The following is a 21611-nucleotide window of genomic DNA, read 5'->3' as shown; positions in this document are numbered from 1 at the left end:
AAGCACTCAACTCAAGCTTCCTCAACTGGAAAGACATAAGAAATGACCATTACTCGGATCGAAACCGCCCAGCGCATGAGCCGGATCGTTAAACACAACGGCGTCGCCTATCTTTGCGGGCAAACCTCGGACGCAGCTACTGTCGCTGAACAAACACGCGACATCTTGGCCAAGATTGAAGACCTGTTGACCAAAGCAGGCAGCGACAAGAGTCGTATTTTGAGATGCGAGATTTGGCTGGCCGACATGGCAGACTTTGCTGAGATGAATGCTGTTTGGGACGCTTGGGTGCCCGAAGGTCACGCTCCTGCCCGCGCCTGCGGAGAGTCCAAACTCGCCCGCAGCGTCTTGAAGGTGGAAATGATTGTGACCGCAGCCTACGACTGAACCGAAACCCAGGGGTGTAGACGAGATCAGCTATACGTTTTGACGGCATGGCAGCATACGTCCCTGGCTATCCAACAAACGTCAAAGCAGCCGCACAGTTTGGCCAATCCAAGAACCGCGGGTCAGTCCGAGTGTGATCTCCAATCCAAACCTTTAGGATGAATGTATTGACGTAAACTCCGGCATGCCCGCCGGTCAGATGGGTTGCCGGTTTTTCAGCACCCAGTCACGAACGGTTTCCGCTTTGGGCGTCAACGACCCGATCTTGGACCAAACCAGATAAAACCCGTTTCCAGTTTTCCAGGCCCATTCGGGACGCCCCGCCAACAAGCCCTTTCTCACGAAAGGATCGACAAGGTGGTGCCGACCGAAGGCAAACCCCTCGCCCGCAATGGCGGCCTGCAACACAAGAGCGTAATCATTCAGTCTCAGCCCGCCACTTGGCGGCATGTCCTTAACACCAAATTCGTGAAACCACTGCTGCCAGGATGGTCGTTCGCGGATCGGTTCCTCCAAGTGAATCAAACGTTGGCTCAGTAACCCCGGTACGTTTTTCAGGTTTACGGCCGCAGCCATCACGCGGGGCGCGGCGACCGGGTATATCACTTCTTCGGCAATTAAAGCGCATTCGCATTCCGGCCAAGATCCATTGCCACGACGGATGGCCAAACTAATCGTCTCAACACTAAGATCGGATTCCCGATCACTCGATTGCAGACGCAAGTCGATTTCAGGGTGATTTTGCTGGAACGAACCAAGGCGCGGCAAAAGCCAGTAATTGTTGAAGGCAGACGATGCGCTGAGGGTGACATGGTCGCTGCTTGCGAATTGTCGGATCGATGCTGCGGATTGTTCCAATTGGGTAAACGCCCGGGTCACATCTGAAAACAAACGGCTTCCAGCATTGGTGAGAGTGATCTTTCGGTGGCTACGCTCAAAGAGCACAACACCCAATGACACCTCCAATTGTTTGATTGTCATGCTCACTGCAGGTTGCTGAACATTTAGTTCCTGCGCGGCATTCGTGAAGGATTCCGTTCTGGCCGCCGCTTCGAAATATACCAGATGACGCGGTGAAGAAAAATGAGACCAGAGGTTTTGCATAAGCTCCACTTATCCAAATCATATATTATTTCAAGCGTCACAAAGGCGGATTCGAAAGCTATTTTCTACGTACTTGCTTAAAGAGGGGTCCAATGGCTCGTAGGTCACGCACATCAAGGGCACGAAACGCCGTGCAAACCGGCGCTGCTCCGTCTCCCTTCATTCGCCGAACACTGCCTCATTACGACGTGTTGGACGAGGATCAGATCGCCCGGCTAGAGGAGCAGGTGGATTGGATATTGCAAGATGTCGGCATCGCCTTTCGCGACGACCCAGAGGCGCTGGAACTTTGGAAGCGCGAAGGTGCAACCGTCAACAAAGACATCGTGCGCGCGCCGTCCGATTGGATACGCAATCTCTGTGCCAAGGCTCCACGCGAATTCACCCAACTGGCGCGAAATCCTGAACGGTCCGTTCAGATTGGCGGGATGAGCCAGGTTTTTGCTCCGATTTACGGCGCGCCCTTTGTACGCGACGTTGAGGGCGGGCGCCGGTATGGCGATCTTGAGTCATTCGAAAAGCTGGTCAAGCTGACCTATATGCATCCAAACCTGCATCATGGCGGTTTTGTCACCTGCGAACCCTGTGACGTTCCGGTCAGCAAACGGCACCTCGATATGCTGTTCGCGCACATGACCCTCAGCGACAAGCCGCATCTTGGCGCCATTACCGAGATGAGCCGCGCACAGGATAGCGTCGAGATGGCCGAGATCGTTTTTGGGGCCGACGTGATGGCAGAAAACTGCGTCATAATGGGTAACGTGAACACGAACTCACCGCTCTTGGTGGACCGGGTGGTAACAGAGTCGGCCCGCGTCTATTCGACCCGCGGTCAGGGTTTGATTGTAGTGCCCTTCATCCTGTCCGGTGCCATGGGGCCGGTCTCGACGGCCGCATCCGTGGCCCAGGCCATGGCCGAGGCGATGATGGTCTGTGCCTACGTGCAATTGCTGCGCCCGGGTGCGCCTTTCGTACTAGGAAATTTCCTTTCATCAATGTCGCTGAAATCCGGTGCACCGACCTTTGGCATGCCCGAACCGGTGATTTCCAACTATGCGATCGGCCAGTTGGCGCGCCGTGCCGGACTACCACTGCGTTGCGGCGGATCACTGACCGCCTCGAAGATCGAAGATGCGCAGGCCGCCTACGAATCCGCAGATTCCATGCATTCCACAATGCTGGCCGGAGCGAACTTTGTACTGCACTCCGCGGGCTGGCTTGAGGGCGGGCTGTGCACCGGCTTTGAAAAGTTGATCATGGATGCCGATCGACTGGGATCTTACCAGAAGGTGCTGGGTCAGGGTCTGGACACCAGTGACGAAGCCTTGGCCCGCGACGCCTATGACGAGGTTGAAGCCGGAGGTCACTTCCTGGGCTGTGCCCACACCATGCGTAACTATCAAACGGCATTTTATGAGCCGAAACTCAGCGACAGTGAGAATGTCGAAAGCTGGGAAGAAGGTGGCTCGAAAGACATGCGTCATCGCGCTTATGAGCGCTGGAACCAGATGCTAAACGAATACGAACCGCCCGCGATGGATGAGGCCAAAAAAGAAGAGTTGGCCGCCTATGTTGCGCGCCGTAAAGAGGAAATCCCAGATGCATGGTATTAGGCTCTGGACCAGTTGATTTCCGTTTGGCTGCGTGATTCATCGCGTTCAAAACAAGCGGTGAACATATCTGATCTTTTCTGATTGAGCGACGAGCAAATAACGCGCCTGGCGCCGTTCTACCCAGAGTCCCATGACAAACCTCGCGTTGATGACAGGCGTGCCTTGAGTGGGATTATCTTCGTCAACCGCAGCGGGTTACGTTCGCGCAATGCACCCAGGAAATATGGACCACACAGTTTAAGGGGACCGCGGCCCCAAGGGGGCCGCGAAAGCCCTGGAAACGCTGTACAATCGTTGGAAGCGATGGAGTGACAAAGGCATCTTTGCCCGGATTTTGGTCGGCTTGGCTGCCAACCACGGCGAAGAAAGGACGGTCGTGATCGATGCTAAATACCTGAAAGTCCATCGCACAGCTTCCAGTCTTGCCGTGAAAAAGAGGCCCTGGACTTCTGATCGGGCGCACCAAGAGCGGCATGAACATAAAGTTGGATGCAGTTTGTGATAGTCAGGGACGCCTTTTGAACCTGTTCTTCACTGCTGGTCAGGTCAGCGACTACATTTGTGCTAGGGCATTTGTCAGCAGTCTGCCAAATGTCGAATAGTTGCAGGTTGATCGCGGCTATGATGCCGATTGGTTCAGAGAAGGGCTAAAAATCCAAGGGATACGCGTGTGTATCCCAGGACGCAAACAGCGCAAAACAACCGTCCGATACGACATGCGCCGCTACAAACGCGCAATCGGATTGAGATCATGTTTGGCAGATTGAATTGAAGGACTGGGGGCGTGTCGCGACGCGGTACGACAGGTGTCTCACAGTCTTCCTCTCAGCCATCACTCTCGCCGGTATGGTCATCTATTGGCTATGAGTTCTGCCCCTAAGTCCGAGAGGCTTCGAACGCCGCCCATGCTTTTTCAAAAGTGTCGAAATCGAACCCTGTTGCGCGGGCGGGTTCAAGGATCAGTTTTTCGGTTTCAAGCAGCTTGATGATCGCCTGCTCTAGATCGTCCACCACTTCGGGTGGGACAACAAGGGCACCATGCCGGTCGGCATGCACAAGGTCTCCATCTTTGATCACAAGGCCGTAGATTGTCACCGGTGTGCCAACTTCTTTCACGTGCACGAATCCGTGGCTTGGCCCGACAGACCCGGCAACTACCGGAAATCCATCCGGCAGGTCGCCGAGGTCTCGCATCACGCCGTTGGTCAGGGCGCCGCTGATGCCGAAACCCTTGTGTACGGTCGTATTGATCTCACCCCAATAAGCGCCGATGCAGTTGGGGTAGTCCGTGTCTTCCACAACGGTCACAGATGGGCCACTGCCCGAGGCCATGTGCCGGTAATAGTCCATTCGGCGCGCGCGGATCACGTCGGGGGCCTCGGTCGGCGGATTCACGGCGGCAATCTTAGCGGTGCGGGCATATCCCACCATCGCGCCTGCATCGGGATCAGAGCACAGCATTGTGCCCCGGGTAAAATCATTGAATCCGCGCTTGCCCTGGGCCACTTCGATGGCGTTGCAAACAGTCGGCGTGTCGACCTTTTTCAGCAGGTCCAGCAGGGATTGTTTCATATCAGCTCCAGCCAGCGGGTCAGAGCCGCCGTGGTTTGTTGCGGTTGTTCCAGTGTAGGCAGATGGCCGGCGTTTTCGATAATCTCCAACCGGCTCTGCGGCATCAGATCGTGCATCAACTCATGCCTTGAGACGGGACACAGGGCATCGTCGCGCCCGCACAGAACCAGTGCTGCGCCGGTAAAGTCCCGCAGGGTATTGCTCTGATCGGGGCGATCACGCAGAGCCTTGGATTGATTAATGAAAACGCCCGGCCCAAGTCCCATGGCCATATCCATGCACAAATCCAGAATGGCGGCGCGGCGTGGGCCGTCAGTCAGGTAGTTCGGCTTCATCTCTTCGGCCATCACCTTGTGCAGGTTGCCGCGTTCGACGGCATCGATCTGAGGACTGCGCCTCGCCCTGACCTCGTCCATCTCTGCCATCGGGTTGGTGTCCATCAACGCTATACCAGTCACACGATCCGGTGCTTGACGTAGGATTTCCATCGCCACGATGCCGCCCATAGAGAGCCCGGCCATAGCAAATCGTTCAGGCGCATAGGCCAGTACATCGGCGGCCAGCGCTTGTATCGTGTCCTGTCCGCCAATGGGTGCAGACAGGATCGGGTATTTGCCTGACAGCGCGTCAATCTGCGGGGTGAACAACCGCGCATCGCACATCATGCCGGGCAGAAGGATAAGAGGCGTCATTTAACCAATGCAGCCCCTTCAGCAAGCGCACGCAGCTTGGCATAGGCGATATCCGGGTCGACCGCGCCAAAGCCAGCAAAAGTGCCAAAGCCACAATCCGATCCGGCAATCACCCGCTCAGACCCAACAATGTTAGCAAACCGCTCAACACGCTGCGCGATCAGTTCCGGGTGTTCGATAAAGTTGGTCGTGGTGTCGACAACACCGGGCACCAGAACTTTGTCATCGGGAATCTCATCCTTGCTGTCGCGGAACACCGTCCATTCATGCGCATGTCGCGGGTTCGAAGTTTCAAACAGAACATAGCGGGACTTGGTGGACATCAGCGTTGGAAACACCTTGTCCATGCCGATGTCACAGCAATGCGGCCCCTCGTAATTGCCCCAGCAAATATGGACACGCACTTTGTCAGAAGGGACGTTTTGCAGCGCGTGATTCAACGCCTCAACATGCATGTCGGCGATTTTCACGAATTCATTGTCAGAAAGATCATTGAACAGCATATGACGAGACAGAGCGAGGTCAGGACAATCGAGTTGCAAATCCAAACCCGCACCAACGATGGTCTCATATTCTTCTTTCATCGCGTCGGCCAGCGCGACCAGATAAGTCTCACGCGTTGGGTAGTAATCATTCTGCAAAAACAGGGAAATCACCCCAGGGCTGGCGGCATTCATAAAACCGCGCTCAACCCCGTGTTCCGCCATCGCGGCCTTGAGATTATCTATGTCCTTCTGCAATTCGCCCTGCCCCTTCGAGCGCACCTCACCTACGCACATGGGCCGCGCATATTGCGGCGTTCCGCCGTCATCTGCCAAACGCTGCAGAAAACCCGGAAACATCTTGAGGTCCGCTGGCGCGTTGCGTGGGCTGTCACCGGAAAAGCCGGTATAGCGGTCCTTTACATAAGTGGCATATGAGATTTTTGAGGTCTCGCCGTCTGAAACGATATCAATTCCGGCATCGGCCTGTTTGCGCACTGTCTCAGACACTGCGGCGGTCATACAGGCATCGAATGCGGCTTGATTGAACGGTTCCTCCCGCTCGCGTGCGAAGATGAAGTCAACAACCTCCTGACTGCGCGGCAGGCTTCCCACATGGGTGGTTGAAATGCGGGTCATGTATTCATCTCCCTTCAAATCTTGTTCCTGCGCCGGGCCGGAAACCGGGCGCAGGATGTGCTGAGCATGTCCCGATTTATTTCGGGAGACGCAATTTTGGCGTTATGCCCCTGTCCAGGTTGCGCCAGCCGGATCGTCGGTGGCAGTGATACGGTACAGACCCGCTTCGCCGGTCATCGACGGCTCGGCGCTGTAGCTTTCACCGGGCAGAACCAGCGCGGTATCACCGTTGGACAGGGTGGTTTCGACCTCATTGATTTTGATGCGCCAATGACCGCTGGCCGGCATCAGAACCACAGGTTTATTCGCCATGACCTGTTTACCAACGGCGGAACCGCGTGTCAGGAAATCCACCTCGAAGCCGGGCTTGTCCTTGATCAGACCATTTTCGCCAATCACGACCGCCGGCTTGTCCGCCGCCAACGCCATCAAGTCCCAGTACCGGGCGACATATTTGCCGATCACCGCATCAACGGGAACCTCGGGGTACGCTTTAATCTCTTCCTCGGTTAACAAGGGCATGGGCTGCACGTTGTGCGGCAACTCCTCGCCCTTTTTGCTGTCATAGAGCACCCCGTTATTGCCTAGAACCAAGCCATGGGCCTGCGCGTCCTGAATAACTTGCGGAGCCCAGGTCACACCGCCACCTGCGTCATCGCCGCCCAGCATCGACATGATCATGCCATAGTCCTGGCCGACATTCTCGAACCCACGGAAGATGCCGGTCGGGATGTTGAAGATATCGCCTTCCTCGGCGATAAACTCTCCTGCGGTCCCGTATCGACCCCAGAAGAACCGCCAGCGGCCTTTCGCAACAAAGAAGACCTCGGCTGTGGTGTGGCTGTGCAGCGAGTTGCGGCATTTCGGAGGTTGTCCCGCTGCACCGATGTTGAACCCGATCTTGTCGGTGATGTGGACATGCTGATCGGGGCTTTCGCTGACGCCGCCGCCGATGATGGTAAAATTCTCTTTCTGGTCCGAGCCTGGCGTGTGCGCATCGATGAACGCGGTCTTACAAGGTTTCAGCTCGCCATAACGGACGATGCGGCTTTGAATTGTACTCATATCTTTTTTCCTTTTGATTTGCGTTTGATCGGATCAAACCAAACCTCCCGGCGGGCGATTGTTCAGCCGCCGGGCGCGCAGGCTGGCGCGATGGGCGTGGAACCGCCGTAACGCCTGCCCGGTATCCAGATTTGAGATACGGTGCGGCATTCTAGAGATCGCCGGTTTTCAGCAGAATCTGTTTCCAGATCGAGGTTTCGTCAAACAGGGTATATTCCTTGCGCAAACCCCAGGGACCGAACTCGGCCTGGCTGATACCCAGCACAAAAACCTCGGCCCCGGTCGGCACACCAAAGACGCCCCAACCGTCATGCTTGCCGTGCAGCGTCCAACGGATCGCGGCACGCGGCGGCATCATCGGATCGTCGCGGCCAATCTGGTGCTGAACTTTGAATTCTGCATTTGGGAAAGAGGCGCGCAGGCCCATCCAGAACCGATCCACTGGCCCCCAACTATGCCCCGTGGTACCGCCGGGATATTCCGAAAGGACCGCGCGATCATACTCTGCCTGGATTACACCCATATCGGCATTCATGATCCGGGTCAGGATCTCAGAGTATTTCTGGCCCCACTCATTATCGTTGCCATGGCCTTTATAAGGACCGGGCTGATCGTTTGCGGGCGTGTAGGGCTGAACACAGGCGTCGGGTCCGCCTTCGCGTGCGATCAGGTCGCGGGCATATTCCTTGGGATCCCAACCCATCTGCTGGACGATCGCGCTCTGGTCGCGGATCAGCCATTCGTCGTTGATCTGGTTGTTGATAGCGTGGCAGTCGGCGAGAATGCGATAAACCAGCTTTTTAGCGGTTGCATTGCCATAAACGCCGTCGCCCAAATGTGTTGCCGTGGACAGCAGCCGGTGCGACGACAGCATGCCCTCTTCCGGTGTGCCCGACCAGATCACATCCTCGCCGAGCAATGTACGATCCGGAAACTCGGCAAGGGTCGCCATCGTGGCGGCGATAACCCCTTGATTGCCAACCACAACCGAAGCGGGCGAACGCACCACAATGTCCGGCGCATAATAGTGGTGCAAAGTGGCAATGCCGCGATCTTCCCAAATCTCTTTGGTGATGCCGATGATATAGTCGGGAAAATCTTTGAATTTGGGATCAAATCCCTTCATGTCTTCCATCCTTCAGGTATGCGGGCAGAGCCGCGAACAATTAGCGGTCCGTCAATCTCTAACCGGCGCGGACCGACGTCCGGGCCTTCGATTTTGCTCAGTAAAATGTCCACGGTTTCGGCGACCATACGGTTGGCGGGTTGCCTCACAGTGGTCAGGTCATAGGTGGGCCATGCAGCCACGGCCACGTCATCATATCCAACGACAGAAACATCATTGGGCACGTGCAGCCCCAACTCAAACCTCAGAGTATCCATTACCGCAATCGCCATATGATCATTGGCGACAAACACGGCGTCAGGCGGATCAGAGGCAAACATCTCGAGGGTCGCCTCGCGCGACTTTTCGCTGGAAAAGTCACCAACCCCGCGCGCGTACAACGCGACGCCCGCTTTGTTCAACGCAGCTAAAAATCCTGCTTCGCGGTCCCGTTGGGTCGAGGCCCCTTCCCAGCCCGCAATGTACCCGATTTTCTTATGACCGCCTGCCAGAAGAAAATCAGCCACCTTACGGCCTCCGGCAATATTGTCAGACGAAACCGCTGACATCCCCGGATCGTCCTGAGCCCGGTTGAACAGCACCACCGGAATACCGGCTGCCTGACACCGATCAGACAGATCAGACGACAATGCAACCGACGCGGCAATGATCCCATCCACTTGGAAATCAAGGATTTCCTCGACCACCTTGTCGATGTTCTGCGCCGAGTTCGATGCCATAAAGACCAGCACGTGATAGCCACGTTCCTGCAGCGCGTTCGTCAGCTTTTCCAGGGCTTCGGGGTAGAACTGGTTGTTCAGATACGCCACGACCAAACCAATGATCCGGCTTTTTCCAGAAACAACTGCGCGGGCCAGTACGTTGGGTCGGTACCCCAGCTCGTCCGCCGCCTTGCGCACTTTCTCAGCTGTTTTCTTCGACGCGGATGCGCCGGGCGTAAACACCCGGCTGACCGCAGATTGACTGACCCCAGCCAAACGGGCAACGTCCAAGGATGTGATCTTTTGCCCAGGCATCAGTCTGCTGTCCACCCACCGTCAATCATCATCGCAGTCCCGGTCACAAGCGCTGAGGCGTCTGAAGCGAGATAGACCACAGCCCCCATGATGTCTTCGATTTCACCGGGGCGACCCAGTTTGATCTTGTCCAAAATCCAGGCGCGTTTGTCCGGGTCATCGAAGGTCGCGCGCGTCAGGTCCGTCAGGATAAAAGTTGGGCAGATCGTGTTGACCCGGATTTTCGCGGGCCCGAACTCTAACGCCATCGCCTTGGAGAACCCTTCAACGGCGAATTTCGACGCGCAGTAAACGGCGCGTTCGCGGCCGCCGACATGGCCCATCTGACTGGAGATATTGATCAACGAACCGGAGCGGCCAGCATCGAGCAGGCCCTTGGCGACGGCCTGGGTCAGGAAATAGGCACCTTTGACATTGACGCCCATCACGGCATCAAAATCTTCCGGCTGCGTGTCCACGGCCTTGCTATGGCGGGCAAGCCCGGCCGAGTTCAGCAGAATATCAAAGGGCCCGCTCTGCGCCACGGCTTCAGAAGTTGCTGCCACGTCCGACACATCCAGTTCCAGAACCTCTGCCAACCACCCCCGAGCCGACATGTCCTTTGCAATTTGCTGCAGCGCGCCAGTACGGCGCGCCGCCAGAGTGACCTCAGCACCATGTTCCGCCAGCGCCACAGCGCAGGCCATGCCGATGCCGGACGAGGCTCCGGCAACCAGCGCGCGCTTGCCGCGTAGTTTGAAACTGGGAGTGCTGGGGAATTGGGGCATATCAGACCTCGCCGACCGGGAACGCAATTGTGCCCGGAACGCGTGCCTTGTTGAACTCACGCAGGCGGGCAAAGACATCTACGCCCAGTTGGCGGTATGCGTCCAGCAGATCGACCATGACCCAGTTCTCGCGGATCAAACCACCTTCGAGCCGCCAGAAATCAAGGCTACGCATGGTGATCCGCTTGCCAGAGGGTGCAATGCCCATCCAGCCATCGTGGGTGACAGTCTGGATCATGTCGGGCCAGCCGGTCACAGCTGCATAGTCGCCATCGCCAAAGAAGTGATAGGTGATTTCATCAACGAATTTACCGCGGTCGGGCATGCCGTTCAGAAAGGGTATCTGGTGCCAGTTGCGGAAGCCCGAGATGCCGCGCCCGGTTCCGATCCCGGCAGGGCCATACCAGTTCATGCGCGGGTGCCAGAACTTTTCCATCTCCATTACTTCGGGCCCACCCTGACTGGGGTGTTTCTTCAGGTGGTTCAGCATGTCGACGATATGGTTGCACGAGGCCTGTGATGTCGCCTCATCCCACGGTCCGGGCACGATCCCGTCCAGTGTCACCGGGCCGGGAATGCAGAACTCCAATCCCAGTGATGGGGCCATCGGCCAGGCCTTCGCCTGCATCATCACTTCGGGAATGTCCCAAAGCGTCTGGATCTCGACAACCTTGCCATTTTCGAAGCGGTAGAATTCGTGGAACCGCATATGGGTCAGGTGCCCGGTCGGTGGGATGTCCAGCCAGGGGGCAACGAAAGTACCAACGTAGTGGCCACCACAGCCGATCCAATCATTGCCATGTTCCGTGGGTCCACCCATCACGATCCAGTCGCGACGTTCCAGATCAGGCATGGATGTCAGCAGCGGCGCATAGCAGGTATCGTAGAGCTCCTGCGGGCCGGTCAGGTCACCGAACGGATGCGGCATGTGGATGACGGCGTCAGGCGCAACCACAGCGCCCAAAGCGGCCCGAACGCCGGTTTCGTCAAAGTTGTACATGGCTTCGCGCAAGGGCGCGATCAGAGCCTTGTGAGTAGAATGTGTGTCCATTGCGACATCTCGCATTGTGTTATCTGCTTCTCTTTCAAAATCCGTAACGCCTGGTCGATCCCGGGCGCATGTTCTGTGGCGGTTACCTGGCGGTCACGAAGACGCCTCGGCGGCCTCGCGATAAGCCGCGCCTTCACCGTAGGGCACGTTAATGCCCCCATAACGGCGAACTCGGATGTTGCATTGCTCGGCATGGCCAACAAAGCCCTCCAGCATACACAGGCGCGAGCCGTATTCGCCGATCATCGCCGCAGCCTCGTCAGTGATGACTTTCTGATAGCTGTGCGTTTTCATGAACTTGCCGACCCAGAGCCCACCTGTATAGCGACCGGCTTTTTTGGTTGGCAGGGTGTGGTTGGTGCCGATCACCTTGTCGCCGTTGGCCACGTTGGTGCGTGGCCCAAGGAACAACGCGCCGTAGCAGGTCATGTTTTCCAGGAACCAATCGTCGCGGTCTGTCATCACCTGAACGTGCTCGGACGCGATGTCATCCGCCAATTGCAGCATTTCCTCATAGGTATCGCAGACGATGATCTCGCCATATTCCTCCCAACTGACTTTGGCTGTGCTGGCGGTGGGTAGGATACCGAGGATACGGTCGATTTCGACGAGTGTTTCCTCAGCCAGCTTGCGCGAGTTGGTGATCAGGACACATGGGCTGTTATAACCATGTTCGGCCTGTCCAAGCAGATCAGTCGCACAGAGCTCGGCATCGGCTGCGGTTTCATCGGCGATGACCATTGTCTCTGTCGGACCCGCGAAAAGGTCAATGCCGACGCGGCCAAACAACTGGCGCTTGGCTTCGGCCACAAAGGCATTACCTGGTCCCACCAGCATGTGAACAGGGTCGATGGTCTGGGTCCCTATCGCCATTGCGCCAATCGCCTGAATACCGCCCATGACATAGATTTCATGCGCGCCGCCCAGATGCATGGCCGCGATCACCGCCGCGTTTGGTTTACCCTGAAAAGGTGGTGTGCATGCGATAATCCTGGGAACGCCCGCAACCTTCGCCGTTGCCACTGACATATGCGCCGAGGCAACCATCGGGAACTTGCCGCCCGGCACGTAGCAGCCCACGGACTGCACCGGGATATTCTTGTGACCCAGGATCACACCGGGCAGAGTTTCAAGCTCGATATCCAACATCGAGTCGCGTTGCGCCTGAGCGAAGTTAATCACCTGCTTCTGAGCGAACTTGATGTCGGCCAGCTCGCGTTCAGTCAACGACGCGATCAGGTCGTCGATCTGCCGTTGGCTCAGGCGGAAACTCTCAGGCGAGTAGTTGTCGAATTTCTCCGACAACTCGCGCACTGCGATGTCACCGCGGATTTCGATATCTTTCAGCGTCGCCTCGACGACGGTACGGGTCTTGGCATCGTCTTCGGCCCGGTCGGCCTCGGGTTTGCCGCGTTTCAGATATTCGATTGCCATTGTCCTAATCCTCAATTGTCGGGGCGGGGCGGAGTTTTCTCTCCCCGGTCAAATGTTTCCCAGCCTTCACCATTGAACAGATCAACGCCAAGCTGTGCGGCGACATGGGCAAAATCGACGTTCACCCAGTTGTCGACGATTTTGCCGTCGACGACTTTCCAGAAATCCATGTATCGGATTTCGACCCGCTTGCCGGTCGGGGCGATGCCCAGAAATTCGCCCGAATGCGTCGCCTCCTGTCGGCCGAAGGCCGCAGCCCATTCGCCCATGTAAAGCCGGGCCTCGTCGATGCAGGTCTTGTCTGAGAACGCCGCCTGAAACGGGCGTTGCCAGTTTTCCTGAAACTCTTTCAACCCGGTTTTGGTGCCGCAGCCCTGGTTGCCCAGCCAGCGGAACCCTTCCGAAAAGAACTCGCCTATATCGTCGATGCGGTGGTCGTTCAAACCATCGACCATCCCCTCGATCACGGCGCGGGTCTCGTCGGTTTTGCTCATGTCCGTGTCTTTGGTCAGCACGGCCTGTTCGGGGCGGGAGCACTTCATGTGTCTCTTCCTTTTTAGGTGCGTGAGGAATCTTCTGATGTGAACCGCGCGGTTAGCGCGCCGACAAAAAATCCCTCGGCATCCGGTTGAGCGCTGGGTGACGCGCAACAAAACTATTTCTTGCAACCGAGCTCATGCCGCTTCCTTCATATCGCTTAGGGCGGCCATACGGGCGAACACGTCCACACCCAGCTGTCGGTAAAGATCAATCATATCGACCATGACCCAACATTCTTGAACCAGATCATTCTCGATGCGCCAGAAATCCAGACTGCATGGCGTGACCCGACGACCCGTCGGGGCAAGCCCGAGGAACCCGTCTCCGGAGTGAGTGGCGGTGCCAGATGGCCAACCGGTGAAGGCCACCAGATTGCGGTCACCGAAAAACACCCCATCTTCTAAATGGCGCGTATTGTCTGACAGTCCCTGCCGAAAGCCTCTAAAGATTCTGTTCCGAATTCCTGCGTGACCGCGTGCTGTGCCCAACCCGGTTGGGCCAAACCAATAGGCATTGTCGCTCCAATACCCACCAAGACCACGACCCGGGGACGTCGCATCGCCTTGCTTCAGGTCATGCAGCATGTCCCAAACGAGGTGTACTGACGCATCAGTCATCGCCTTGTCATTTGGCGCAGTCACCACGCCCTGCCCATCCGCCGGTCCGGGGCACATCCATTCGACACCCAACTGTGGAGCCATGGGCCAAACGCCAGCCTGAAGCATAACTTGAGGAATGTCCCATAGACCTTCCATCTCGACGACTTGCCCGTCTTCGACGCGCAGATATTCGTGGTAGCGCATGAAAACAGGCTGGCCAGTCGCTGGGATACCCAGCCATTTCGCGTGCAACGTGCCAACAAAGTTACCGCCCAAGCCGACCCAGCTACCACCGGCGGAGCCACCCCAACGCGGGCCTGCCATGACAATGAAATCTCGGCGTTCCAGATCGGGCATAGCAACCAGAAGCGGGCGATAAACACGGCTCCACAGTTCCTGAGGGCCTGTTATTTCGTTGAACGGGTAGCCAAGTCGGATCCTCGCGTTAGGCGCGAAAATCCGCAGGATTTCCTGCTGCATCCTTTGCGGATCGCCGGCCCTAAACGCAGCCCGCAATGGCTGTAAGAGGACCTTGTTCTGATCGTGAATCGTCTCCATGATCAGCCCTTTACGGCTCCGGCGGTCAAACCGCTGACGATCTGGCGCTGGAAGAACAGGATCAGGACGAACAGCGGGGCAGTCGCCGAAACCACGGCGGCGACCGCATACATGACCTTGCCTTCAACCTGAGTGGTGCCCATGAAACTGTTGATCGCAGGTATGATGGTTTCATTCTCTTCGCTCAGCAGCATCACCGCGACGGTAAAGTCGTTATAGGCCAGCAGGAAACTGAACAGGCCAGTGGTGATCACGCCGGGCCACATGACCGGGACGATCACGTGCCGGAAGGCCTGGAACCGGGTGCAGCCATCGACCATGGCACTTTCGTCCATGTCTTTCGGGATGTTCTTGAAGAATGAATGCAGCATCCACAGCGTGAAAGGCTGATTGATTGCCACAAGCACAATGATGGTCGTTGGCAGAATGCCCCAGACGTTCCACTCGAAGAACCACAGCAGGTAACCAGAGACCAGCGTGATGTGCGGCATAGCGCGGAACACCAGCGCGGCCATAAGGATCCAGAATGCATAGCGAAAGCCGGAACGGGCCAACGCGTAACCGCCCAATGTTCCGAAGGTTAGCGAGATGACTACTGTGAAAAACACCACGATGCCGGTGTTCTTGAAGTTGAACCAGAAGTCTTCTTCAATCCACGCGCCATAGTAACCCGCACCGGTAAATGCGCTGCCGGTTTGCTCGATCGTGTTAGTGCCGCGCAGTGCATTCATCCAATCGGCCTTGGACAGGAAGTCAGCTTGCACCTTGAAGCTGCCCCAAAAGGTCCAGAAAAAGGGAAACGCAGCAATGATCAGCCAAAGGGCCACAAAGCCAAAAGAGAACAGCTTTAGCGGGGTCATGCGGGATTGTGCTTTGGTCGCCATGTCGTGTCCTCAGTGAGATTTACGGGTGAAGTCGCGCCAAGTGCGCACCAGTACCGGCATCATCAGAATGACAACGATGATGATGGTGATCAGCGAGGTCGCTCCAGCCGAGGCATAAAGCGGATTGCCACTTTCGCGCAGGTCGTTGAAGATAATCCAGCTCAGCGAGCGCGCATGGGCCTCGGCTTTGAAGCTGACGATGGGTTCAAAGACACGCAAGTTGTCCATGATCATCATAAGGGTCACAAACGAAACCAACGGCATCAGATGCGGCACGACCACATGGATCATGCTTTGCCATTTGCTGGCACCGTCGATCTGCGCGGCTTCCATCGTGTCTTCGGGCACGGTCTGAAGCCCGGCATAGAATGTAATGAAGCTGAACGGCAGGGTGTGCCAGACACCGTAAACCATCAACATGATCCACATCAGCGGCGTGGACGCCTTCAGGCTTAGGGTTGGATCATTGAAAAGCCGTTGAATTGTTGCTCCGATCACCCCGTCACCGTCGACCATCCAGAACAGGATCAAGGAACCAACCAGTGGGGTTACGAGGAATGGCAAAAGGGAAATGAAGATCGCAAGGCCCTTCAACGCGCGTGGCAGGTTGTTGACCCCAACCGCAATCGCCAGACCCAACACCAAGACCAGAGGCGTCACAATGAAGGTATAGGCCAGCGTGAAGGTCAGAGCGTTGTAAAATGGCAGGTTGTAAACCTTCGACCAGAACTCACCCAGGCTTTCTGAAGTTGCCCATGCCTCCCCAATGTCGGCGAGGGCCAGGTGTGACCTGTCGAAATACGTGCCCAGACCGTTGAAACGGCCCAGCGGTTGTTCTTCCCGCAGCTTCTCGGTCGCTTCGATATCGACTGTCGTTGTCGGGTTGCAACCAAACGGACCGCAACTTTCCGAGACGACCAGAACCTGTTCGTGTTCGACAAAAAGCGACTGGATAAACACCGACACGATCGGCAGCGCGATGAACAAAATCATCGCTGACAATGTCGGCAGAACAAACCAGAAGAAGGTGCGGTGTTTCATGACATGCGTCCCGATTCAAATTCGAGAAAGAGAGGGGGCCGCGACAGCCCCCTCAAGTCGGGGAGATTTACTGGAGGAAGCCAGCCTCTTTGGCGGACGTCCGGTAAGACGCCTCAACATCAGCGAGCGCCTGTTCAGCGGACTCGTCGCCCTTCAGGAAGTCAGACAATTCCTTGCCAAGCGCGGCATGCAGAATGCCGATCTGCGGGATCATCGGATACGGTTTGGCACCGCCCTGCGCCGTCGCCGAAACACCAGCAGCGGCTGGGCCAGGCTGATAGCCATTCAGCAGCCAGACGGCATCATCGTTGTTTGCCGCCACCATCTCCGGTGTCAGAGCGCTGACCAATGCCGCAAAGGTGGCTTCAGCTTCTTCGTCTGATACGTTGGACGCGATCGAGATTCCGTCCCACCACAGCGTTGCAGCCGGGATCGAACCACCGCCAACGGTCGGCGCCGCGGACAGAACCGTGTTCGACGTCACTTCTTCCGAGGAACCCTCGTCATCCAGGATCGGCGCACCGCGCGAGCCCCACATGACACCAAGTGCGGCCTGACCAGCTTCCCACAGGCCTTGGGTTTCGTTCGAGGCATGGGTCAGGTGGTCGGGATGCGCATATCCAGCAAGCGCCTTCATAACTTCAAGCGTAGCCAGACCTTTTTCGTTGTTGATCGCAGGCTCGGCAGTGCCCGGTTCAAAGAACTCTCCACCATGGCCAAGGTAGATCATGTTGAACACCTCGGCGAGGTTCCAGCCACCGTCACCGGCGCTCAGGTTCATCACGATCGGATGTTCCATGATACCGGCGGCACGGATCATCTCGGCGGCCTCAAGGACTTCCTCATAAGTCGCTGGAATACCCTCAAAGCCGGCCTGCTCGAGAATGTCGGTCCGCGAGAACAGATGCTGCGAGTTGGCCATAAAGGCCACAGCCATGACATTGCCATCGATGGTGATCAGCAAGTTCGGCGAGATGTTTTCGCCGTATTTTTCAACCAGATCATTCAGCGGACGCACAAGGCCGTCATTCATCAGCTGAGTCAGCGTCGAGTTGGCCAGAATAACCGATGTGTATTCAGACGGGTTCGGCGTCAGGGCCGCGTTCATGATCTGGCGCGCCTCGGTTGTGTGGTTTGTCGAAAACTCAGACGCGCCACCTGCGCAATTTTCCTCGGCGGTGCCTGCAACGGCGTGGATGGCCGGGAAGTCACTGGCCAGAATTCGGATGGATTGACCTTCGGGACCGCAGTTCGCCGCATACGCAGCCGAACCCATCAATCCGACGAAAGTGGTTACGGTAGCTAGCTTTCTCAGAAACATCTCATCTCCCTGTTTCTCTGAAGTGTCGTGCGCGCCCCTGTCGCGCACAAAGTTCGGGCCCCGGGGCTGATCCCCGGTGATTTGCGGGGCTACTTTCAGATCCGTTCGCCGGTTTGGCCGTCAAACAGATGACAGATTTCGACCGGCACCGAGATCGACACCATGTCGTCAATTTCAGCCCGAAAATTCTTGTTGGCCTTCACGGACACCAGCGCTCCACCAACGCGGACCGAGATCATCGTCGCGTCGCCCAGCAACTCCTGGGTATAGATCGGAGCATTGATTTGCCCCCGCCCGTCTTCGGCAAGCGTGGCGTCTTCCGCACGGAAGCCGAGCGTAAGAGGACCGTCAGGTGCGTTGATATTCGCGATTTCCACGTGGTCGGCTAGAAACGTGCCGTTGCGGACTTGGCCTTCCATCAGGTTCATGGCCGGGTTGCCGATAAAACTGGCCACAAAGGTATTGGCCGGGGTGTCGTAAATTTCGGTCGGGCTACCCACTTGCTGCACGACGCCTTGTTTCATGACAACCACGCGATCGGCAAGCGTCATCGCTTCGATCTGGTCGTGGGTGACGTAAATTGTGGTCACCGCCAATTCGTGGCTTAGGTTTTTGATCTGTGCCCGAGTGGACACGCGTAGCTTGGCATCAAGGTTGGACAGCGGTTCGTCCATTAGGAACACATTGGGTTCGCGAACAATGGCACGGGCAAGCGCAACACGCTGGCGCTGACCTCCCGACAATTCTGCTGGCTTGCGATGCAGGAAGTCGTCCAGTTCGACCATGGCGGATGCGCGACGCACTTTTTCGTCATGCGTAGACGGGTCGATGCCGCGGACTTTCAGCGGGAACCGGATATTTTCGTAGACGTTCATGTTCGGATACAGAGCGTACGACTGGAACACCATCGCGACGTCACGATCCTTGGGCTCCATATCGTTGACCCGGGTACCGTCAATCAGAATGTCACCTTCACTGGCGTCCTCTAGTCCGGCGATCATGCGCATGGTCGTCGTTTTGCCACAGCCTGATGGGCCGAGAAGAACCAGAAACTCTTTGTCGGAAATCGTTAGATCGAAATTGTCGACCCCGACAAACGAACCCCAACGCTTGCCAACGTTGCGAAGTTGAATCTCGGCCATTGAGTCCCTCCCTGCGGGTCGTAATGCATACGTTTGCAAAAAGCATAGACAACAAAAGAAACATCTGGCAAGCTTTTTTTGCATGCGCATGCAAAAGCGAATTTGCCCCCCATAAACTGTTCTGTTGCAACAGTTAAAGCACTGAAAGAAATTGATAATGTCTTACGATGCCGAAAAAACGATCGTTCTTGAGTACTACGAGGCGCTAGGCAACGCAGATGAAGCGGATGTCACTGACACGATGTCTAACTACTGCGCGAAAGACTACCTGTGGCGCGGATTCCATCCGTTTGATGAACTGCACGGCTCTGAAGATGTGGCCCAGAAATTCTGGCACCCTCTGAAGCACAGCCTAGAGCACCTGCAACGTCGGATGGACGTGTTCATGGCCGGTAAAAACGAGATCGACGGGTTCAGCTCTATCTGGGTCGTGTCGATGGGTCACCTCATGGGCCTTTTTAACAATGAGTGGCTGGGTATCGCCCCAACAGGCAAGATGGCGTTTCTGCGCTACTGCGAATTCAACAAGGTAGATAATGGCAAAATCAGCGAGACGGCGATGTATTTCGACATCCCTCACCTCATGATGCAGGCCGGGCTTCAGCCCTTCCCACCACAGACCGCAGCCCATCTTGTTCAACCCGGACCGATGACGCATGACGGGCTGATGTTTGGCCCGCAGCCCGCCGAAGAGGGCAAGAAAACGCTCGGCACGATTAATGCCATGATTTCCGATCTGGGCCAATGGAACAGCGGCCTGAGCCTTGTGGACGAATTGCACCAGACATGGTGCGAAGACATGATCTGGTGGGGTCCTGCCGGGATCGGTGCGACTTATACGATCGAGCGCTATGCAAAGCAGCACTCGGGCCCGTTTCGCGCATCCTTCACGGACCGCTCAAAGACCAAACATATCTGCCGCATGGCTGAGGGTCACTATGGTGGTTTTTTCGGCTGGCCGAATTTCACGGCGCGACCCACCGGCGGGTTCATGGGCATGCCCGCCACCGACAAGGCCGGTGAATTCCGAGTTATCGACATATATCGACGCGACGGTGACAAACTGGCCGAGAATTGGATTTTCATCGACCTGCTGCATTTCTGGAAACAACAGGGGGTCGATATTCTGGCCCGTATGGCGAAGGTACCACGGACATGATTGGCTGTGTCGACGCGCATCACCACCTATGGGACCTTGAGACAGTGCACTACCCTTGGCTGATGGCGCGCGGTGTGGATAGGTTCTTTGGCGACCCGACGCCAATCCAGCGGGACTACCTGCTAGATGAATTCCGGTCCGAGGCCGCACCCAGCAGTGTCCGCGCTTCGGTCCATATTCAAGTTGGGGCCGAAAACGGTCTGGACGAAGCTCGGTGGGTCCAATCCGTTGCCGATGCCAATCCAGATTGGCCGATGGCGCAGGTTGTGTTTTGTGACCTGACCTCAACCGACCTGCCCGCCCAACTCGACAGGTTTCAGACCCTCCCGACTGTTCGCGGCGTGCGCCAGATCGTTGGCCGCGCACCCGGAGAGGACGCGCAGACAGGCACCAATACCCTACTCGACGACCCACGTTTTCTGATCGGCTTGCAGGAAGCAGGGCGGCGGGGTCTCAGCTTTGATCTGCAACTCATCCCTGAACTGATCGAAAAAACCGCTCGAATTCTAGCACGGGCGCCGAACACGCGGATCGCGCTGTGTCACGCAGGCTCACCGCATGATCGCAGCGCGGCAGGCCTGAACGACTGGGCTCAGAGACTGCATGCGCTGTCTGATCTGCCGCATGTCTCATGTAAATTGTCTGGCCTGGGCATGTTCGACCACAAATGGACCGCGGAAAGCGTACGCCCAATTGTGGATGAGTGCCTTGCCCAGTTCGGAGCGAATCGAGTCATGTTCGGTTCAAACTTCCCGGTCGACAAGCTCTACGGTGACTACGCCTCTCTGATGCAGGCTTACCACGATCTGGTGCCCGCTGAGGTGCACTCGGCAGTGTTCAGTCAGACCGCTGCGCGTTTCTATGATCTTGAGCTGCCAGAAATCTCTGAGCTTGCGACGGTAACTTGAACCGTCCCACGATCTTCTGTCGTTTTCGGCCAGTTAGATGCGTTTGTTCTGCACGGTTGCTCAACACTTTGTGGGATCGGTATTTGGCTGACGGCGCAAGACTCTTTACCGGCTCGAAATAGCCGCGCAACTTGTCCGATATGACAACAAGCGGGTCTTCATATGCACTTTTGAAACGCTGTAGAAATCGCCTGGCTGCCTTTGCATTGCGCTGCTTCTGGACCAGAAGATCAAGCGTGTTGCCATATCCAGATGCCACTTGTCACTATGCCCGGGACGGTCACGTTTGATGCAACTCGCAAAAGGGCGGCCAAACCGGTTCACCCAAAGCCGAACGGTTTCCCGACTGGCGGCCACACGGCGTTCGGCATGCAGGTCTTCAACGTCAGCCGTACTAAAAGAAAACCGATGATACGCCCAGATCACATACGCGATCAAAGCGCGTGGAAAACGGAAGCCTTTGAGGTCGGGCATATCTGTTGGTATCTTCATCCAAATGCTCCAACCAACC

At 56.6% G+C, this 21611-nt stretch carries 20 protein-coding genes and 2 pseudogenes; 5 read left to right on the top strand and 17 right to left on the bottom strand.

Going from position 1 to position 21611, the window contains the following annotated elements; translation table 11 throughout:
- Nucleotides 1-42: 42 nt before the first annotated feature.
- Nucleotides 43-387, top strand: coding sequence for a RidA family protein (locus tag GS630_RS00270; protein ID WP_171176377.1), 345 nt, complete (start codon nt 43-45; stop codon nt 385-387).
- 195 nt (nt 388-582) lie between these two features.
- Here the strand turns inward: GS630_RS00270 and GS630_RS00265 are convergent, their stop codons facing one another.
- Nucleotides 583-1491 (bottom strand): LysR substrate-binding domain-containing protein, encoded by a 909-nt coding sequence (locus tag GS630_RS00265; protein WP_171176375.1) that lies wholly within the window; start codon nt 1489-1491, stop codon nt 583-585.
- 92 nt (nt 1492-1583) lie between these two features.
- Between GS630_RS00265 and GS630_RS00260 the strand changes: the two genes are divergently transcribed.
- Entirely contained in the window at nt 1584-3104 is a 1521-nt protein-coding gene (locus GS630_RS00260; protein WP_171620779.1) for a trimethylamine methyltransferase family protein, read from the top strand.
- A gap of 81 nt (nt 3105-3185) precedes the next feature.
- Nucleotides 3186-3971: pseudogene (locus tag GS630_RS00255) on the top strand (IS5 family transposase).
- Between the two features lie 9 nt (nt 3972-3980).
- Here the strand turns inward: GS630_RS00255 and GS630_RS00250 are convergent.
- The 15 genes from GS630_RS00250 to GS630_RS00180 form a co-directional block, all read right to left on the bottom strand.
- Nucleotides 3981-4676 carry an RraA family protein gene (locus GS630_RS00250; RefSeq protein ID WP_171620778.1) on the bottom strand — a complete coding sequence of 232 codons (696 nt, stop codon included), beginning with the start codon at nt 4674-4676 and terminating at the stop codon, nt 3981-3983.
- Complete coding sequence (locus GS630_RS00245; protein WP_171620777.1) at nt 4673-5368, bottom strand: alpha/beta fold hydrolase; 696 nt, start codon at nt 5366-5368, stop codon at nt 4673-4675. Before GS630_RS00245 ends, GS630_RS00250 begins: the two co-directional genes overlap by 4 nt.
- Nucleotides 5365-6489, bottom strand: a complete 1125-nt coding sequence (locus tag GS630_RS00240) for a cobalamin-independent methionine synthase II family protein (protein WP_171620776.1) — start codon at nt 6487-6489, stop codon at nt 5365-5367. The genes GS630_RS00245 and GS630_RS00240 overlap by 4 nt, the downstream gene beginning before the upstream one ends.
- 102 nt (nt 6490-6591) lie before the next feature.
- Nucleotides 6592-7554: a cupin gene (locus GS630_RS00235; protein WP_171620775.1), complete on the bottom strand. Its 963-nt coding sequence runs from the start codon at nt 7552-7554 to the stop codon at nt 6592-6594.
- A gap of 151 nt (nt 7555-7705) precedes the next feature.
- Nucleotides 7706-8680 carry an ester cyclase gene (locus GS630_RS00230; RefSeq protein WP_171176363.1) on the bottom strand — a complete coding sequence of 325 codons (975 nt, stop codon included), beginning with the start codon at nt 8678-8680 and terminating at the stop codon, nt 7706-7708.
- Nucleotides 8677-9696 (bottom strand): LacI family DNA-binding transcriptional regulator, encoded by a 1020-nt coding sequence (locus GS630_RS00225; RefSeq protein ID WP_171620774.1) that lies wholly within the window; start codon nt 9694-9696, stop codon nt 8677-8679. The genes GS630_RS00230 and GS630_RS00225 overlap by 4 nt, the downstream gene beginning before the upstream one ends.
- A complete protein-coding gene (locus tag GS630_RS00220) occupies nt 9696-10463 on the bottom strand; it encodes an SDR family NAD(P)-dependent oxidoreductase (protein ID WP_171176359.1) in 768 nt (255 codons plus the stop codon). Before GS630_RS00220 ends, GS630_RS00225 begins: the two co-directional genes overlap by 1 nt.
- A 1-nt stretch (nt 10464) precedes the next feature.
- A complete protein-coding gene (locus tag GS630_RS00215) occupies nt 10465-11529 on the bottom strand; it encodes an ester cyclase (protein WP_245223163.1) in 1065 nt (354 codons plus the stop codon).
- A gap of 78 nt (nt 11530-11607) precedes the next feature.
- Nucleotides 11608-12948, bottom strand: coding sequence for a histidinol dehydrogenase (gene hisD, locus GS630_RS00210; protein WP_171236289.1), 1341 nt, complete (start codon nt 12946-12948; stop codon nt 11608-11610).
- An 11-nt stretch (nt 12949-12959) separates the two neighbouring features.
- Entirely contained in the window at nt 12960-13490 is a 531-nt protein-coding gene (locus GS630_RS00205; protein WP_171620773.1) for an ester cyclase, read from the bottom strand.
- A 132-nt stretch (nt 13491-13622) separates the two neighbouring features.
- The gene (locus GS630_RS00200) at nt 13623-14645 is read right to left on the bottom strand and encodes an ester cyclase (protein WP_171620772.1); all 1023 of its coding nucleotides are present in this window, start codon (nt 14643-14645) and stop codon (nt 13623-13625) included.
- Nucleotides 14646-14647: 2 nt separating this feature from the next.
- On the bottom strand, nt 14648-15529 hold the full coding sequence (locus GS630_RS00195; RefSeq protein WP_170575797.1) for a carbohydrate ABC transporter permease: 882 nt from the start codon (nt 15527-15529) through the stop codon (nt 14648-14650).
- Nucleotides 15530-15538: 9 nt separating this feature from the next.
- Nucleotides 15539-16570, bottom strand: coding sequence for a carbohydrate ABC transporter permease (locus tag GS630_RS00190; RefSeq protein WP_171176352.1), 1032 nt, complete (start codon nt 16568-16570; stop codon nt 15539-15541).
- A gap of 67 nt (nt 16571-16637) precedes the next feature.
- Entirely contained in the window at nt 16638-17891 is a 1254-nt protein-coding gene (locus GS630_RS00185; protein WP_171176350.1) for an ABC transporter substrate-binding protein, read from the bottom strand.
- A gap of 95 nt (nt 17892-17986) precedes the next feature.
- Nucleotides 17987-19033, bottom strand: a complete 1047-nt coding sequence (locus GS630_RS00180) for an ABC transporter ATP-binding protein (protein ID WP_171711805.1) — start codon at nt 19031-19033, stop codon at nt 17987-17989.
- Nucleotides 19034-19190: 157 nt separating this feature from the next.
- Between GS630_RS00180 and GS630_RS00175 the strand changes: the two genes are divergently transcribed.
- Together GS630_RS00175 and GS630_RS00170 are read left to right on the top strand one after the other, a co-directional pair.
- Entirely contained in the window at nt 19191-20192 is a 1002-nt protein-coding gene (locus GS630_RS00175; protein WP_171620771.1) for an ester cyclase, read from the top strand.
- Nucleotides 20189-21100 (top strand): amidohydrolase, encoded by a 912-nt coding sequence (locus GS630_RS00170; protein WP_171176337.1) that lies wholly within the window; start codon nt 20189-20191, stop codon nt 21098-21100. The genes GS630_RS00175 and GS630_RS00170 overlap by 4 nt, the downstream gene beginning before the upstream one ends.
- Here GS630_RS00170 and GS630_RS22315 read toward each other — a convergent pair.
- Nucleotides 21048-21592 (bottom strand): annotated as a pseudogene (locus tag GS630_RS22315) (transposase); the annotation flags it as partial. The gene GS630_RS00170 and the pseudogene GS630_RS22315 sit on opposite strands and share 53 nt — an antisense overlap.
- Nucleotides 21593-21611 lie beyond the last annotated feature (19 nt).

This window comes from Ruegeria sp. HKCCD7303, assembly GCF_013111185.1.
Taxonomy (GTDB): domain Bacteria; phylum Pseudomonadota; class Alphaproteobacteria; order Rhodobacterales; family Rhodobacteraceae; genus Ruegeria.
Note: the sequence above shows the minus strand (reverse complement) of the source record. Positions and strands in the feature narration are given on the sequence as shown.

Excerpts from the sequence above, each read along its gene's own strand:
- hisD (WP_171236289.1), bottom strand. The coding sequence starts at position 12,948 with ATGGCAATCGAATATCTGAAACGCGGCAAACCCGAGGCCGACCGGGCC.
- GS630_RS00170 (WP_171176337.1), top strand. The coding sequence starts at position 20,189 with ATGATTGGCTGTGTCGACGCGCATCACCACCTATGGGACCTTGAGACA.
- GS630_RS00190 (WP_171176352.1), bottom strand. The coding sequence starts at position 16,570 with ATGAAACACCGCACCTTCTTCTGGTTTGTTCTGCCGACATTGTCAGCG.
- GS630_RS00260 (WP_171620779.1), top strand. The coding sequence starts at position 1,584 with ATGGCTCGTAGGTCACGCACATCAAGGGCACGAAACGCCGTGCAAACC.
- GS630_RS00270 (WP_171176377.1), top strand. The coding sequence starts at position 43 with ATGACCATTACTCGGATCGAAACCGCCCAGCGCATGAGCCGGATCGTT.
- GS630_RS00200 (WP_171620772.1), bottom strand. The coding sequence starts at position 14,645 with ATGGAGACGATTCACGATCAGAACAAGGTCCTCTTACAGCCATTGCGG.
- GS630_RS00195 (WP_170575797.1), bottom strand. The coding sequence starts at position 15,529 with ATGGCGACCAAAGCACAATCCCGCATGACCCCGCTAAAGCTGTTCTCT.
- GS630_RS00180 (WP_171711805.1), bottom strand. The coding sequence starts at position 19,033 with ATGGCCGAGATTCAACTTCGCAACGTTGGCAAGCGTTGGGGTTCGTTT.
- GS630_RS00235 (WP_171620775.1), bottom strand. The coding sequence starts at position 7,554 with ATGAGTACAATTCAAAGCCGCATCGTCCGTTATGGCGAGCTGAAACCT.
- GS630_RS00250 (WP_171620778.1), bottom strand. The coding sequence starts at position 4,676 with ATGAAACAATCCCTGCTGGACCTGCTGAAAAAGGTCGACACGCCGACT.
- GS630_RS00265 (WP_171176375.1), bottom strand. The coding sequence starts at position 1,491 with ATGCAAAACCTCTGGTCTCATTTTTCTTCACCGCGTCATCTGGTATAT.
- GS630_RS00215 (WP_245223163.1), bottom strand. The coding sequence starts at position 11,529 with ATGCGAGATGTCGCAATGGACACACATTCTACTCACAAGGCTCTGATC.
- GS630_RS00230 (WP_171176363.1), bottom strand. The coding sequence starts at position 8,680 with ATGAAGGGATTTGATCCCAAATTCAAAGATTTTCCCGACTATATCATC.
- GS630_RS00185 (WP_171176350.1), bottom strand. The coding sequence starts at position 17,891 with ATGTTTCTGAGAAAGCTAGCTACCGTAACCACTTTCGTCGGATTGATG.
- GS630_RS00220 (WP_171176359.1), bottom strand. The coding sequence starts at position 10,463 with ATGCCCCAATTCCCCAGCACTCCCAGTTTCAAACTACGCGGCAAGCGC.
- GS630_RS00205 (WP_171620773.1), bottom strand. The coding sequence starts at position 13,490 with ATGAAGTGCTCCCGCCCCGAACAGGCCGTGCTGACCAAAGACACGGAC.
- GS630_RS00225 (WP_171620774.1), bottom strand. The coding sequence starts at position 9,696 with ATGCCTGGGCAAAAGATCACATCCTTGGACGTTGCCCGTTTGGCTGGG.
- GS630_RS00240 (WP_171620776.1), bottom strand. The coding sequence starts at position 6,489 with ATGACCCGCATTTCAACCACCCATGTGGGAAGCCTGCCGCGCAGTCAG.
- GS630_RS00245 (WP_171620777.1), bottom strand. The coding sequence starts at position 5,368 with ATGACGCCTCTTATCCTTCTGCCCGGCATGATGTGCGATGCGCGGTTG.
- GS630_RS00175 (WP_171620771.1), top strand. The coding sequence starts at position 19,191 with ATGTCTTACGATGCCGAAAAAACGATCGTTCTTGAGTACTACGAGGCG.